Genomic DNA, 12,504 nt, shown 5'->3' on the forward strand with positions numbered 1-12,504 from the left:
TACAGCCCTCACGCCAGCACCCCTTCGCCGTCGTCCAGCACGCCTGCCTGCAGCAGTCCGGCGTAGTGGCCGCGCGGCAGGTGGGCCAGCTCGGCACGCACACCGTCTTCGAGCACCTCGCCCCCGCCCAGCACCAGAATCCGGTCGGCGCGGGCCACGGTGTCCAGCCGGTGCGCGATGATGATCGCCGTGCGCCCCGCGAGCAGCCGGGTCATGGCGGCGGTCAGCAGGCCCTCGGTGGCCGGGTCGAGCCGGCTGCTGGGCTCGTCGAGGATGATCACCGCCGGATCGAGCAGGATCACGCGGGCAAACGCCAGCAGCTGCGCCTCGCCCGCCGACAGGCTGCCGGTGGGAAGCGGCGTGCGGACGCCGTGTTCCAGACGAGAGAGCCACCGGCCCAGCCCGACCTCGCGCAGCGCGGCCTCGACCCGCTCGTCGCTGACGGAGGCGTCGAAGAAGCTCAGGTTGTCGCGCACGCTGGCCTGAAAGAGCTGCACGTCCTGCGTGACCACCGCCACGCGCCCCCGCAGCGCCTTCAGGGGCACGTCCCGCACGTCCACCCCGCCCAGGCGCACCTGCCCGGAAGTCGCGTCGTACAGGCGCGAGACCAGCCGGGTCAGGGTGGTCTTGCCGCTGCCGGTGCGGCCCAGCAGGCCCAGCGTCTGCCCGGCGGGCAGGGTGAAGCTCACGCCGCGCAGCACGCCCCGGATGCCGGGCTCATCCTGCGTGTACGTGAAGTCCACGTCCTCGAACTCCAGTTCCAGCGGCCCGGCGGGCAGGCTCCGCGTGCCGTCCACGATGGCGCTCCTCAGGCTCAGGATCTCGCCCACGCGGCCCAGGCTGGCCCCGGCCTTCTGCAGCTCCTGAAGCTGCTGCGTGAGCTGGTCGATGGGTTCTTCCACCAGGCTCATGTACTGGTACATCAGGAAGGCGGTGCCCAGCGTGATCGAGCCCGCCGCGTACAGGCCCACGGCTGCCACCAGCACGCCCACGTAGCCCACCGCGAACAGGATCATGCTGAGCTGCCAGACCACGCTGCGCCGCCGCCAGGACAGCACCGAGCGGCCGAAAAATTCGCGCTGGGTACGCAGGAAGGCGTTCAGGTGGTGCCCGCCGGCCCCCAGCGCGCGGATGTCGTCCAGGCCGGAGAGCCGCTCCTCGACGAAGCTGAAGAGTTTCGCGCTGCTCTCGCGTTCCAGGCGGGTGGGCTCGACACCCAGCTTGCGGACGCGGTTCATGGCACCCAGCGTGATCCCCGTGAAGGCCGTGACGCCCAGCCCCACACGCCAGTCGACCCGGTAGAACATCACGAGCGCCCCGGTCAGCAGCAGGGCCGCGCCGAAGACCCGCACCGCGAACTGCGAGAAGAAGTTGCTCAGGGCGGTCACGTCGCCGTCGATGCGCTCGATCATCTCGCCGGGGGTGCGCTCCTTGTGCTCGCGCATGTCCAGCGAGAGCAGATGCGCCATCAGGTCGGCGCGCAGGCGGTTGGTGGCCGTCCAGCCCACCCGCGCGCCCACGAAGGTCGCTCCGGCGTTCATGAGCTGCACGCCCACCGCCAGGGCGATATAGAACCCCGCCAGGCGCGCCAGCAGCCCCGGATCGGCCCCGGCGCCCAGCTTGGCGTTGTCCACGAAGCGCCGGAGCAGTTGCGGCAGCAGCAGGTTCAGGCCCACGCCGGTCAGCAGCAGCGCGGCCAGACCCATCACCTGCCATTTCAGCGGCCCCAGGTACGTGCCCAGCACCCCCAGCGTGGAACTTCGTCGGTGTGGCGTCGGCGTGAGCTGGGGCGGGCGCTGGGCGTCGGCGGTCATGCGCCCAGGCTAGAGCGCCGGCCCCCTCGCTGCATCTGCTAAGTGGCGCATGGGCGGGGGCAGAAGCCTCATCGACACCGCCCCTGGCAACACGGCGGGGACGGGCCAGCCTCGCGCCTACCCGCCCCCGCTTCCGATCCTCAGCCCTTGGTCAGGATCCGCACGGAGATGATCCTGTCGGCCACGGCGCCCGCCACCTCGGCATTGCTCTGATCCATGGTGCGGGTCAGCTTGGGCAGCACCGCGTCGCCGGTCACGACCTTGCCGAAGATCGTGTGCTTGCCGTTCAGGAACTCGGTGGGCTCGAAGGTGATGAAGAACTGCGAGCCGTTGGTGGCCGGGCCGGAATTCGCCATCGCCAGGATGCCGCCCGAGTTGAAGGTCAGCTTGGTGCGGAACTCGTCGGCGAACTTGTAGCCGGGGTCGCCGGTGCCCCACTCGGCCTTCTTGGCCTCGTCCACGCTCTTGGGGTCGCCCGTCTGGGCCATGAAGCCCTCGATGACGCGGTGGAACCTGATGCCGTCGAAGAAGTGGTTGCGGGCCAGAGAGACGAAGTTGTTCACCGTCACGGGCGTTTCCTGCTCGTAGAGGTCGGCCAGGATCTGGCCCCGGTTGGTGTCGATCAGGGCGTAGTAGTCCTTGCCGTCCTGCAGGCCGAACTCGGGCTCGGCCGCGAAGGTGCGGACGGGTTTGTCGCTCAGCGCGGGCACCAGCGTGTAGCCGGCGGGCACCGGGCCGGCGCTGGTGGCGCCTGGAGTCGCGGCCGGTGTGGAGGCGGGTGTCTCGGCGGTCGGGGTGGCGGGTGTCTCGGCGGGCGTCTCAGCCGGGGTCTCGGTGGCGGCGGGCGTCGTGGTCGTGTCGGCCGCCTTCTTCTGGCAGGCGGTCAGCGCCAGCAGGGCGGTCAGGATCAGGGCAGCAGGTTTCATAGCGCCTCCAGTCTAGCGGCCGGCGGTGGACGCCGGCGACCATCCAAAGTGGCATCCGTGGGGCCGGACACGCTATGGGGGAGCACGGGTTTCAAGTGGCCCCTGGCCCGGCTACACTGCCCACTGATGCCAGCCAGTCCGTCCCTCCCCCCCCTGATCGTGACCATCGACGGCGTAGCGGCCAGCGGTAAATCCAGCGTGTCGTCCGGTGTGGCGCGTGCCCTCGGCGTGCCGTATCTCAGCTCCGGCCTGCTCTACCGCGCCGCGACCCTGCTGGGACTGGAGGCCGGGGCCGACCTGAGCGAAGCGGCCGTGCTGGAGGCCCTGCACACCCATCCGGTGCGCCTGGAGCCGCTCGCGCAGGGCAACCGGGTCTGGCAGGGCGAACGTGACCTCACGGCCGACCTGCATTCCACGGCGGTCGACCACGGGGTGAGCGTCGTGGCGGTGCTGCCCGGCGTGCGCGAGTGGGTCAACGCGCAGCTCCGCGAGGTCGCGCCCCCCTTCGTGGCCGAGGGCCGCGACATGGGCACCGCCGTCTTCCCGCAGGCGCCGGCCAAGTTCTACCTGACCGCCAGCCCCCGCGTGCGGGCCGGGCGCCGCGCCCAGGAACGCCCCGAGGACGTGGACGCCATCGAGGCCGCCCTGATCCGCCGCGACGAGCTGGATAGGGTGCAGAGTGCGCCCGCGCCCGACGCCGTGGTGATCGACACCGGGCCGCTGGATCTGGCGGGGGTGATCGGGGCGATTCTGGAGAGGGTCGTCGCAGTGGACCAGGGCTGACCCTGCAGTGAGTGAAGGCGCCCAGCTTAGAGGTTGGGCGCCTTCACTCGTTTCTGTCCTGCTGGCCTACCGATTCAGATCATTCACTGCTTCTGCAGCTTGAGCTGGTACTTATTGAAAGGAGAGTCGTCGTCCTGGGGGGACTTGGGATTGCACGAGATGGTGCAGCTCGAGACCTTCAGATAGTAGGTGCCTGCCGTTTGAATCGTGTACAGGATCTCGGAGTCGGAATCGATGCGCGGGGTACCCCGGTCGTCGTTCTCGCTCAGCACGGTTTTGCCGTCTGGGCCGATCAGGAACAGATAGGAGTCTAAGGTGCCGCCGAGTTCGCCAGCCGCAAGCACATTGGCCGCGATCTTGTCGCCGGCCGCCGCAGTGAATTTGAAGAAGTCGGCGTCTTGAGGCTGCCCGAAGATGTAGGCCGTCTGGGTCGTCTGGCCGTAAGCGATAGTCTTGGCCTCAGCCGGCGTGTCGTTGGGCTCATAGGGATCGACCGGGTTGAAGTTCGGGAACTGGGCGGTCAGCAGCACGTTCTTCTGATCCGGGGCCGTCGCGCTGGAGCCGGCGGTGGCGCTCAGAGTACCCACATAGGTACCGCGCTCCTCGGGCAGCCCGCCGGTCAGGCTCAGGTCGGAACCCGCCACGTACACGTCGTAGGTGCCCGGCGCGATCTCCGCGAAGCGGCCGTTCCCCTCCGCGTCGGTCGTCGAGAGGTACAGCGGGGTGGGGTCGTCGGTGGCGCCGGCGCGGAACCCCTGGCCTCGCAGCATCACGTCGCCCAGCACGCCGGGGTGGGTGCCCTGGTTGTCGACATATTTCACGTTGATGTTGACGTAAGCGCCCTTGGCGGGCAGAGACGCGCAGGACTTCAGGGTGGCGGCGATCTTGCCGGCGTCCAGGGCTCCCCAGCCGGTGTCGCGGTCGAAGCCTGTCGGATTGGAGCCGACAGAACTGTTGGCCGTGGTCTCCATCACGCGGCGCACCTGATATGGAGTTGCGCTGGGGCATTTCTGCAACACCAGCGCGGCCACGCCAGCCGTGTAGGGGCTTGAGAATGAGGTGCCCGAGATCAGTTCATGGCCGCCGCCCAGCCAGGTGGGGTTGGCGAGCATGACGTCCTGGCCGGGGGCGCCCGAGGAGATGTGGCGGCCGGTCGTCGAGAAGGTCACCTTACGGTTGCTGCCGTCCAGCGCCCCCGAGGCGATTACGCCGGGCAGCGCCGCCGGGTATTGGAACTCGTCGTGGTAGGAGTTGCCCATCGAGGCCACCACCACCGTGCCGTTGCTCATGGCGTAGTCGAAGGCGTCCTTGATCGGCCCGAACGACAGCCCGCCGCCCCAGGAGTTGTTCAGCACCCGCGCACCGTTGTTGCTGGCCCACACGGCGCCGCGCGCGATGTAGAAGTCCGAGTAGAACTCGTTGATGGCCTTGACCGCAGGATTGATCACCACGGGCATGAATTTGGCCTGGGGGGCGACTCCGACAATGCCCTTACCGTCCTTTGGCGCAACGATGCTGGACGCGACAAACGTGCCGTGCGAGGCGAAATCGCTCTCGTAGTCCGCGACCCACTCGGCGCCCGAGGTATACACCTTGTTGAGGAAGGGGTTGTAGGCCACACCGCTCCAGTTGGGGGCCAGATCAGGGTGAGTCACGTCGCCGGGATCGTCCAGCACGGCCACCTTGACGCCAGCCCCGGTCAGGCCCGCGTCCCAGGCCGCCCTGGCATTGAGGTGACGGGGGTCGAGGGCGTACTGGGGCAGTTCGTCGAAGACCTGATCGGCCGAAGCTGCCTGAGCCTGCAGCGCCGCCGTACCAACCCCAGGCTGGGGAGATTCGCCGCGCACCAGCAGATTGGGCTGGGCGTAACGCACGCCGGGCAGCCGAAACACCTGACCGGAGGACTTGGCAGCATCCCCGTTAAACCGCACCAGGCCGACCCGAATCTCAGGGATGGTCGCTACGACGGAGCCTCCGAGCACGTTTGCGACGCGGTTCAGGGCCTCAGGATCGCTATACCCAACGACCAGTTCATTTTGGATGTACTTCAGCTGCCCGAGCTGGGCGACTGCGCCGTTTTCATTCAACGCGGGCTTGAGGGCCCCAGCCCGGCTCGGCGTTCCCTGCTGGGAGCAGGCGGCGAGCAGCGCGGTGAGGCCCACCAGCCCAACGTGTTTAAAGATGTTCTTGTGCATGGAGGCTCCTCTCACTGCTGTCCGGTGATGAAATCGAAGTTCTGGTTGACGGGGCGAGCGGCTGGAATCGGCAGAATGCTGCTGGCCGGCCAGGTGTAGACCGAGTAGGCGCTGACACGTTTACCTTCGGCAGGCGAGTATTTATAGGCGTAGCCGGCGTACATCTCCCACTTGTAGGGACGCAGGGTCTGCAACGGCTTCTCGGCGAAAACCTCGAGCGGAATGCTCACGGTGTGCGCGGTCTGGTCGACTGGGATCAAGTTCGGCTTACCCGGGGCCAGAATGCCAGCCGTATCGGTCAGCACGAAGTTGCTGGCCATTCCAGACGTGAAGACCAGGGACTGCCCGGCAGGTACGCCGTTGCCGGACGTGCCGGTGCCCTCTTCGACGCGGAACAGCGCGGCGGCAGTTGCGGCGCCAGGATTCCCGGGCAGGTTGTAGCCCCCCCCGGTGTAGAGGTCGCGCAGTTGGAGGTTGTATCCAGCGCCGTCCGCGCCGATCTCCTGCTGGGGATTGCCGATCACGAAGGTCGGGGTCAGCGAGACGCCATTGCTCTCATCGGCGGGCCCCAGCAACTTGGGCATGAAGGGCGCCAGCGGCGAGGTGGCGGTGCTGTTGCTGGGTGCCATGTTGGCTCCGCGCGCCACCACGCGGTAAGTGAAGGTCTTGCCGACAGCCAGCGCCGCACTGTTGTCGCGGTAGAAGAAGGGCCGCGTGAGCTGGTTGGCCGGGCAGGCCGTGGCGTCCGAGGCGCCGGCGACCGTGCCGATTTTAGAGAAGCTGGTGCCGTCGGACGAACGCTCGATGTCGAAGGCGAAGGGCGTCGCCGCCGTGTTGGTGTAACACCAGCGGACTTCCACGAAGACGCCGGAGCCGTTGGGGGCCGCGTCGCCGCCGAGCGCCGCGCCCTCATGGCCCGGCGTGCTGTAGGGGCGCGTCCAGTCGCCTTCCTGCTTCAGGGTGTAGGAAATGGCAGCTGCCTGGGTCGGGGCGCTCACCGTGGCCGCAGCGCTGGCCGACGTGTTGACCAGCGTGATCGGCACGATGTAGCGCGAATAGTTGTAGTTGAAATCCACGGCCAAGATTTCCATGAAGACGGTCTCACCGCTGGTACTGCCGAAACCCTTGACGAAATTGGGAGAGGCGGCGTTGGGCAGCGTGACCTTGTCTGTGGTGGTCGGCCCGAGTTGATCCTGAGGCGGGTTGAACAGCCATTTGCCGTCTGTCGATGAGCCCGTCACGGACGCCGAGCCTGGCGTCCGGCCCAGCTGAGCGTAGATCACGCGCAGTGGCCCGGTGTGCTTTGAACCGGCCGAAGTCGTGATCTGGAAGTCCACCTTGTCCGTGAAGGTGCTGCCGGCCAGCGGCGTCGTGCCGTCGGCGCGAGTCAGGGTCAATGTGGCGGGCTCGGCTGTTCCACTCGTCTCGAAGGCCGGACGCTGAACCATTCGCAGATCCAGAGGATCGGTTCCGACGATCAGGCCATAGACGTCGCTGCCGGCCATGCCGGATTTGCGGGCTTTCAGGTCGTAGGTACCTTCGGGCAGTCCCGAGATGTCGAAGGAGCCGTCGGCCTTCGAGGGCAGGGTGGTGATGACCTTGCTGTCCTGATACACCGTGATGGTGCTCCCGGCCACCGGGGCGCCGATGTTCTGATCCACAATGATGCCCCGGACGACTCCAGGCCCGTTGAGGACGGGGCCCGGAGTGGGGTTGGGGGAATTTGAGCCCCCCGAGCAGGCGCTGAGGATCAGGCCGGTCAGGGCAAGTAAAGGCAAGGTGCGGGATCGGTTCATGACGACTCCTTACAGCTCAAGAAACGGCCCGCCAAATGCGGGTCAACAGGAATACAAACACGGGGTAGACAGATTTGGCCGTCAGGCTTGGAATGCGATGTCGCACAGCATAGCGGCTGTATCCAAGTGGAGCAAGCGTTCCTCAAGGCCGCTTCAACTTTTGCTCATCTGCGTTTGTGAGCGACTGGAACACGAAGCATGTAGTTCGGGTATAGGGCCCTGCAGTTCTAAGTGCCAGCTTACTGAGTGTCACCTGAGAAGGGCGACGGGAACCATTCACACGAAAGCCTACCCCTACGCGTACCCTGAACCCATGCGTCGCCTCCTGCTTCCCCTGATCCTGTCCGCGCTCTCGCTGGCCGCCTGCGCGCGCCAGGACGTCAAGGAGCCGGCCGATTACCCGCTCAGCGGCACCATCTCGGGCACCTGGGGCAGTGCGCCTCGCCTGCGGCTGGCGCTGGTGGGAACCGGGGTTCCGGTGGCGGTGAGCACCAACAGCGCGATTCCGCAGAACGTGGTGAGCGCGGGCGCGGGCAGCTGGACGTTCGGCTTCGATCTGCCCAGCCCGCCCCTGCCGAACGTGGCCGGGGTCTATCAGGTCGTGGCCTTCGACGACGCCAACAACGACGCGAACCTGAATCTGGGCGAGCCCTTCGCCCGCAACCGGCAGTGGCTGGTCTACAGCCCGCTGGGCGGCAGCTTCGCGGCCATCACCATTCCGGAATTCATGCCTGGAGAGAGCAGTGACCTGCTGCCCGCGATGACCGTCTCGGCGGGCTGGAACCTCCTCGACCGCGGCCAGCCCCTGGGCGCCGCCAACCCCCGCCCGGTCACGAAGGTCACCGGCTACACCATCAGCCGCTGAGGCCGGGTGCCACCCCGGCGGGTGGATGAGGACATGCTGGGCAGACGCTGAAGCCGGCTGAACCGGGAAACGTCGCCCCTGACGCGGTCGGCTCCGGTCAGGCCCGCTAGCCTCTGGGCATGAGACCCCTCGCCCTGCTGCCGCTCCTGCTGCTCGGTCAGGTCGGCGCCCAGCCGGCCGACCTGCCGGTGAAGGTGGACGCCGCGCAGATGAGCATCGCGGCCGCCCGCCAGCAGACGTACCCCTGCAGCGTCCTCACGGTGCGGCAGACCCTGCGCGCGGGCGTGAACTACTCGCGCCAGGTCGTGTCGTACCAGTCGGGCGGCCTGCGGATCGACGCCCTGCTCACGGTGCCCAGCGGCAGGGCGCCCAAGGGGGGCTGGCCGGCCATCGTGTTCAACCACGGCTACGTGCCCCCGCAGCAGTACCGCACCACCGAGCGCTACGTGGCCTACCAGGACGCCTTCGCGCGGGCGGGCTTCGTCACGCTCAAGAGTGACTACCGTGGGCATGGCCGTTCGCAGGGGGAGGCGCTGGGCGGCTACTTCAGCCCCGGCTACACCACCGACGTCATGAACGCGCTGGGCAGTCTCAAGCAGGACGGGCGCGTCAACCCGGCGCGGATCGGCATGTGGGGGCACTCCATGGGCGGCTTCCTGAGCCTGCGCGCCATGGTGATCGACCGCTCGGTGAAGGCCGGTGTGATCTGGGGCGGCGTGGTCGGGGACTACGACCAGATGATGACCGGCTGGAACAACCGCCCACCCGCCAGCATCCCGCAGCGCGTGCTGAATCTCCGCAGGGCGGCGGTGGCGAAGTACGGCACCCCGAAGGCCAACCCGAAGTTCTGGAACTCGCTCAGCGCCAACGCCTTCCTGCGCGACCTGGGCGGCCCCCTCCAGCTGCACATCGGCTCGGCCGACGAGGAGGTACCGGTGGCCTTCCACACGGCGCTGGCAGCTCAGCTCAGGGCGGCGGGCCAGCCGGTGCAGAGCTACGTGTATCCCGGCGACAACCACAACCTCAGCCGCAACCTGGGCACGGCGCTGAGCCGCTCGGTGGCCTTTTTCAAGGCCCACCTGTGAGGAGCGCCCCATGCGGCGGCTGATCGGCTGGGTGCTGCTGGCGCTGCTGCTCGGGGCCGGGTATGTGGCCCTGACCCAGCCCGGACGCCTGCCCCTGCGCCTGCCCTGGAACCAGGCGGCGACCCGCCCGGAGACCCCCGCCGAAGTCCCCGGCCCCGCGCCGGCCGGCCCGCTGGGCGACCTGTCCGGCGCCGCCCTCCGCGCGGCGGTGGCCCGCCAGCCCATCTCCATCCAGGCGCTGCGGGCGCGGACCTACCCCGGCAGCGCCCTGACGGTTCGGCAGACCCTGCGCGCGGGCGTGAACTACTCGCGCCAGGTCGTGTCGTATCAGTCGGACGGCCTGCGGATCGACGCCCTGCTGACCGTGCCGCGGGGCACGCCGCCTCAGGGGGGGTGGCCGGCCATCGTGTTCAACCACGGCTACATCCCCCCGGCGCAGTACCGCACCACGGAGCGCTATGTCGCCTATCAGGACGCCTTCGCCCGCGCCGGCTTCGTGACCCTGAAAAGCGACTACCGGGGCCACGGGCGCTCCGAGGGCGAGGCGCGGGGAGGCTACGACGACCCCGGCTACACGGTGGACGTGCTGAACGCCGCCGCCAGCCTGAAAAAAGACCGCCGGGTGAACGCGAAGCGGCTGGGCCTGTGGGGCCACTCGATGGGCGGTCAGCTCTCGCTGCGGGCCATGCTGGTCGATCCCGAGCTTAAGGCAGCCTCGCTCTGGGCGGGCGTGGTGGCCGGCTACGACGTCCTGGCGACCGACTGGAACCCGCCCGCCGGCAAGCGCCGAACGCTCGACGCCCTGAACCGCCGATTTCTGCGTGCCCTGAGCCCCAACGCGTCGCTGCGGGAGCTGCGCGGGCGGCCTATCCAGCTGCACCACGGCACCGCCGACAAGGAGGTGCCCTACGCCTTCCAGAGGGCGCTGGCGGACGACCTGCGCGCCGCCGGACAGAGCGTCGTGGCCTACCGCTACGAGGGCGACGACCACAACCTGAGCCGCACCCTGGGCACGGCCCTGCGGCGCAGCGTGCAGTTCTTCCAGGCCAACCTGTAGGTTCTACGGGGCTCCGGCCTCCTCAGCCCAGGTCACAGTCTGCGCCAGCGGTGCGCGGGTGCTGTCCGGCACGCTTCTGGCGGGAAAGCCCGGGAAGATGAAGCCCAGCCGCCGCGGAGCCCCCAGGGCCTGCGCGGTCAGCGGGCTGACCATCACGGCCCCGCTGGCCCACTTGCTCGCCAGCCCGAAGGCGGTCGCGGCCAGCAGCATGTTCTGGGCCGCGCAGGCCAGCGCCACCTGCTCCTCCCACTGGGGAAACTTCGAGCCCGGCGGGATGTGCAGTTCCAGGCTGATCCAGGCCGGGGCCTTTAGGGCGCAGGCGCGCTGGGCCGCCAGCGCGGCGGGGCTGTCCCGGTCGGGCGCCGTGCCGGCGGCGTAACCCTGCGCGAAGAGTTCGCCCAGCCGGATGCGGGCCTCGCCCGTGAAGACCGTGAAGTGTCAGGGCTGCGAGAGGCCGTAGGTGGGCGCCCAGGTGCCAGCCTCCAGAATGGCCTCCAGCCCCCCCCTGGGCAGCGGGCCTGGCCGCAGCGCCGTGATGTCCACCGTGCGGCGTCGGCGGATCACGTCCAGGACGGCCTGGGCCTGGGCAGAGGGAGGAGTCGCGGGTGAAGGGAAGTCGGTCATCGTCCACACATCATGCCCCTGGGGGGGTGGAAGCATGGGCGCCATGACGCACGCTCCATCCGGCAGGGTTCTGTTCATCACCGGCGCCAGCACCGGCATCGGCGCGGCAGTCGCGCGGCAGGCCGCCGCCGAGGGCTGGCGGGTCGCGCTGGCCGCCCGCTCGGAGGACAAGCTGCGGGCCCTGGCCGCCGAACTGGGCGACTCGGCCCTGCCCCTGCGCTGCGACGTGACCCTCTGGGAGGATCTGGAACGCGCCGTGGCCGCCACCGTGGAGCGCTTCGGCCGGCTCGACGCGGCGCTGGCGAACGCGGGCTTCACGGCCGGCACGCCGCGCTACGCCAGCGGCGACCCGACCCCGGACGAGTGGCGGGACATGATCCTGACCAACGTGCTGGGCGCCGCCCTGACCGCCCGCGCCACGCTGCCCCGGCTGCTGGAGAGTCGGGGTCACTTCCTCCTGGTCGGCTCGGTGGCCGGGCGGGTCGCCACACCGGGGCCGTACTCCGCGACCAAGTGGGCGATCAGCGGCATGGCCGACAGCATCCGCAAGGAGGTCAGCGCGCAGGGCGTGCGCGTGACCAACATCGAGCCCGGCCGGGTCGAGACGCCCTTCTGGGCTGAGGACCGCAGGCCCGAGGGCGCCGCCTTCCTGCAGGACGACGACGTGGCCCGCGCCGTGCTGTACGTGCTGAACCAGCCCCCGCACGTGGCCGTGAACGAGCTGCTGATCCGCCCGACGACCCAGGAGCTGTGACGGATCAGGCGCGCTGCGTCTCCGGGGCGGCGTCCTCGGCGGCCAGGGTGCGGCGCAGCTTCTGAAGCTCGAATCCGGTCAGGGCACCGACTCCCAGGAGGACGGCGGGCAGCAGCACGACCAGCAGCGGTGGTGCGGGTGACTGCGCGGTCTGCCCGAGCAGCACGTCGCTGTACGCCAGCAGACCCAGCGGCAGGGCCCCCAGGTTGGTCTGGATCAGCTGGCGGGCCTCCAGCCGCAGCCGGTGGGTGCTCCACCACAGCAGCGCCGCGCTGCCGAGCCCGATACCGACGCCGATGAGCTGCTCCGGGTGGTGCCAGCGCAGGGCCTCCTGAAGCTTCAGCACCCCCATCAGGCATACGCTGAGCAGCGACCAGCCCAGGATCAGGCTCAGGCTGCGGATGCGCCACAGCCGGCGCAGGCTCCCCAGCCGTTCGGCCGACAGGTAGAGGCGGCCCAGGCCGCGGGCTACGTCCCCTGGTCGGCCCAGGGCTTCCAGCGCTGTGTCGGCAGATTCACCTGCCGCCAGCATCGCGGCCATATGCGCGTGGTATTCGGCCTCCAGGCGGGCGCGAACCGCCGGGGTCTGCTCGCCCAGGGCGGCG

The 12,504-nt window shown here is 69.1% G+C and carries 11 protein-coding genes and 1 pseudogene; 5 read left to right on the forward strand and 7 right to left on the reverse strand.

Translation table 11 applies throughout. The features are described 5' to 3' along the window. Positions 1–8 precede the first annotated feature (8 nt). Together CVO96_RS12045 and CVO96_RS12050 are read right to left on the reverse strand one after the other, a co-directional pair. Positions 9–1,814 (reverse strand): ABC transporter ATP-binding protein, encoded by a 1,806-nt coding sequence (locus CVO96_RS12045; protein ID WP_103312440.1) that lies wholly within the window; start codon positions 1,812–1,814, stop codon positions 9–11. Positions 1,815–1,954: 140 nt separating this feature from the next. Further along, positions 1,955–2,740: a peptidylprolyl isomerase gene (locus tag CVO96_RS12050; protein WP_103312441.1), complete on the reverse strand. Its 786-nt coding sequence runs from the start codon at positions 2,738–2,740 to the stop codon at positions 1,955–1,957. Between the two features lie 153 nt (positions 2,741–2,893). Here CVO96_RS12050 and cmk point away from each other — a divergent pair, with 153 nt between their 5' ends. Further along, complete coding sequence (gene cmk, locus CVO96_RS12055) at positions 2,894–3,523, forward strand: (d)CMP kinase (RefSeq protein ID WP_165795378.1); 630 nt, start codon at positions 2,894–2,896, stop codon at positions 3,521–3,523. Between the two features lie 83 nt (positions 3,524–3,606). Here the strand turns inward: cmk and CVO96_RS12060 are convergent, their stop codons facing one another. Together CVO96_RS12060 and CVO96_RS12065 are read right to left on the reverse strand one after the other, a co-directional pair. Then, positions 3,607–5,718 (reverse strand): S8 family serine peptidase, encoded by a 2,112-nt coding sequence (locus CVO96_RS12060; RefSeq protein WP_103312443.1) that lies wholly within the window; start codon positions 5,716–5,718, stop codon positions 3,607–3,609. Positions 5,719–5,729: 11 nt separating this feature from the next. Next, positions 5,730–7,514, reverse strand: a complete 1,785-nt coding sequence (locus CVO96_RS12065) for a carboxypeptidase-like regulatory domain-containing protein (RefSeq protein WP_103312444.1) — start codon at positions 7,512–7,514, stop codon at positions 5,730–5,732. A 313-nt stretch (positions 7,515–7,827) separates the two neighbouring features. On the opposite strand from CVO96_RS12065, the gene CVO96_RS12070 reads away from it, so the two are divergent. The 3 genes from CVO96_RS12070 to CVO96_RS12080 all read left to right on the forward strand — a co-directional run bounded on the left by CVO96_RS12070 (position 7,828) and on the right by CVO96_RS12080 (position 10,521). After that, positions 7,828–8,379, forward strand: a complete 552-nt coding sequence (locus CVO96_RS12070; protein ID WP_103312445.1) for a hypothetical protein — start codon at positions 7,828–7,830, stop codon at positions 8,377–8,379. A gap of 119 nt (positions 8,380–8,498) precedes the next feature. Beyond that, positions 8,499–9,464, forward strand: a complete 966-nt coding sequence (locus CVO96_RS12075; protein WP_103312446.1) for an alpha/beta hydrolase family protein — start codon at positions 8,499–8,501, stop codon at positions 9,462–9,464. Positions 9,465–9,474: 10 nt separating this feature from the next. Continuing rightward, positions 9,475–10,521: an alpha/beta hydrolase family protein gene (locus tag CVO96_RS12080; RefSeq protein WP_103312447.1), complete on the forward strand. Its 1,047-nt coding sequence runs from the start codon at positions 9,475–9,477 to the stop codon at positions 10,519–10,521. Positions 10,522–10,524: 3 nt separating this feature from the next. On the opposite strand, the pseudogene CVO96_RS12085 reads toward CVO96_RS12080, so the two are convergent. Next, a pseudogene (locus CVO96_RS12085) lies at positions 10,525–10,947 on the reverse strand (nitroreductase family protein); the annotation flags it as partial. Between the two features lie 12 nt (positions 10,948–10,959). Then, positions 10,960–11,145 carry a nitroreductase family protein gene (locus CVO96_RS12090; RefSeq protein WP_103312449.1) on the reverse strand — a complete coding sequence of 62 codons (186 nt, stop codon included), beginning with the start codon at positions 11,143–11,145 and terminating at the stop codon, positions 10,960–10,962. Positions 11,146–11,188: 43 nt separating this feature from the next. Between CVO96_RS12090 and CVO96_RS12095 the strand changes: the two genes are divergently transcribed. After that, positions 11,189–11,899, forward strand: a complete 711-nt coding sequence (locus CVO96_RS12095; RefSeq protein WP_103312450.1) for an SDR family oxidoreductase — start codon at positions 11,189–11,191, stop codon at positions 11,897–11,899. 4 nt (positions 11,900–11,903) lie between these two features. On the opposite strand, the gene CVO96_RS12100 is transcribed toward CVO96_RS12095, so the two are convergent. Beyond that, the gene (locus CVO96_RS12100; protein WP_103312451.1) at positions 11,904–12,440 is read right to left on the reverse strand and encodes a hypothetical protein; all 537 of its coding nucleotides are present in this window, start codon (positions 12,438–12,440) and stop codon (positions 11,904–11,906) included. Between the last annotated feature and the right edge of the window lie 64 nt (positions 12,441–12,504).

Origin of the sequence: Deinococcus koreensis, from assembly GCF_002901445.1 — a bacterium.
GTDB classification, from domain to species: Bacteria; Deinococcota; Deinococci; order Deinococcales; family Deinococcaceae; genus Deinococcus; species Deinococcus koreensis.

Bases quoted from the DNA above. Each gene is read 5' to 3' on its own strand.
- CVO96_RS12045 (WP_103312440.1), bottom strand. From the start codon at position 1,814: ATGACCGCCGACGCCCAGCGCCCGCCCCAGCTCACGCCGACGCCACAC.
- CVO96_RS12050 (WP_103312441.1), bottom strand. From the start codon at position 2,740: ATGAAACCTGCTGCCCTGATCCTGACCGCCCTGCTGGCGCTGACCGCC.
- CVO96_RS12060 (WP_103312443.1), bottom strand. From the start codon at position 5,718: ATGCACAAGAACATCTTTAAACACGTTGGGCTGGTGGGCCTCACCGCG.
- CVO96_RS12065 (WP_103312444.1), bottom strand. From the start codon at position 7,514: ATGAACCGATCCCGCACCTTGCCTTTACTTGCCCTGACCGGCCTGATC.
- CVO96_RS12070 (WP_103312445.1), top strand. From the start codon at position 7,828: ATGCGTCGCCTCCTGCTTCCCCTGATCCTGTCCGCGCTCTCGCTGGCC.
- CVO96_RS12075 (WP_103312446.1), top strand. From the start codon at position 8,499: ATGAGACCCCTCGCCCTGCTGCCGCTCCTGCTGCTCGGTCAGGTCGGC.
- CVO96_RS12080 (WP_103312447.1), top strand. From the start codon at position 9,475: ATGCGGCGGCTGATCGGCTGGGTGCTGCTGGCGCTGCTGCTCGGGGCC.
- CVO96_RS12090 (WP_103312449.1), bottom strand. From the start codon at position 11,145: ATGACCGACTTCCCTTCACCCGCGACTCCTCCCTCTGCCCAGGCCCAG.
- CVO96_RS12095 (WP_103312450.1), top strand. From the start codon at position 11,189: ATGACGCACGCTCCATCCGGCAGGGTTCTGTTCATCACCGGCGCCAGC.
- CVO96_RS12100 (WP_103312451.1), bottom strand. From the start codon at position 12,440: ATGGCCGCGATGCTGGCGGCAGGTGAATCTGCCGACACAGCGCTGGAA.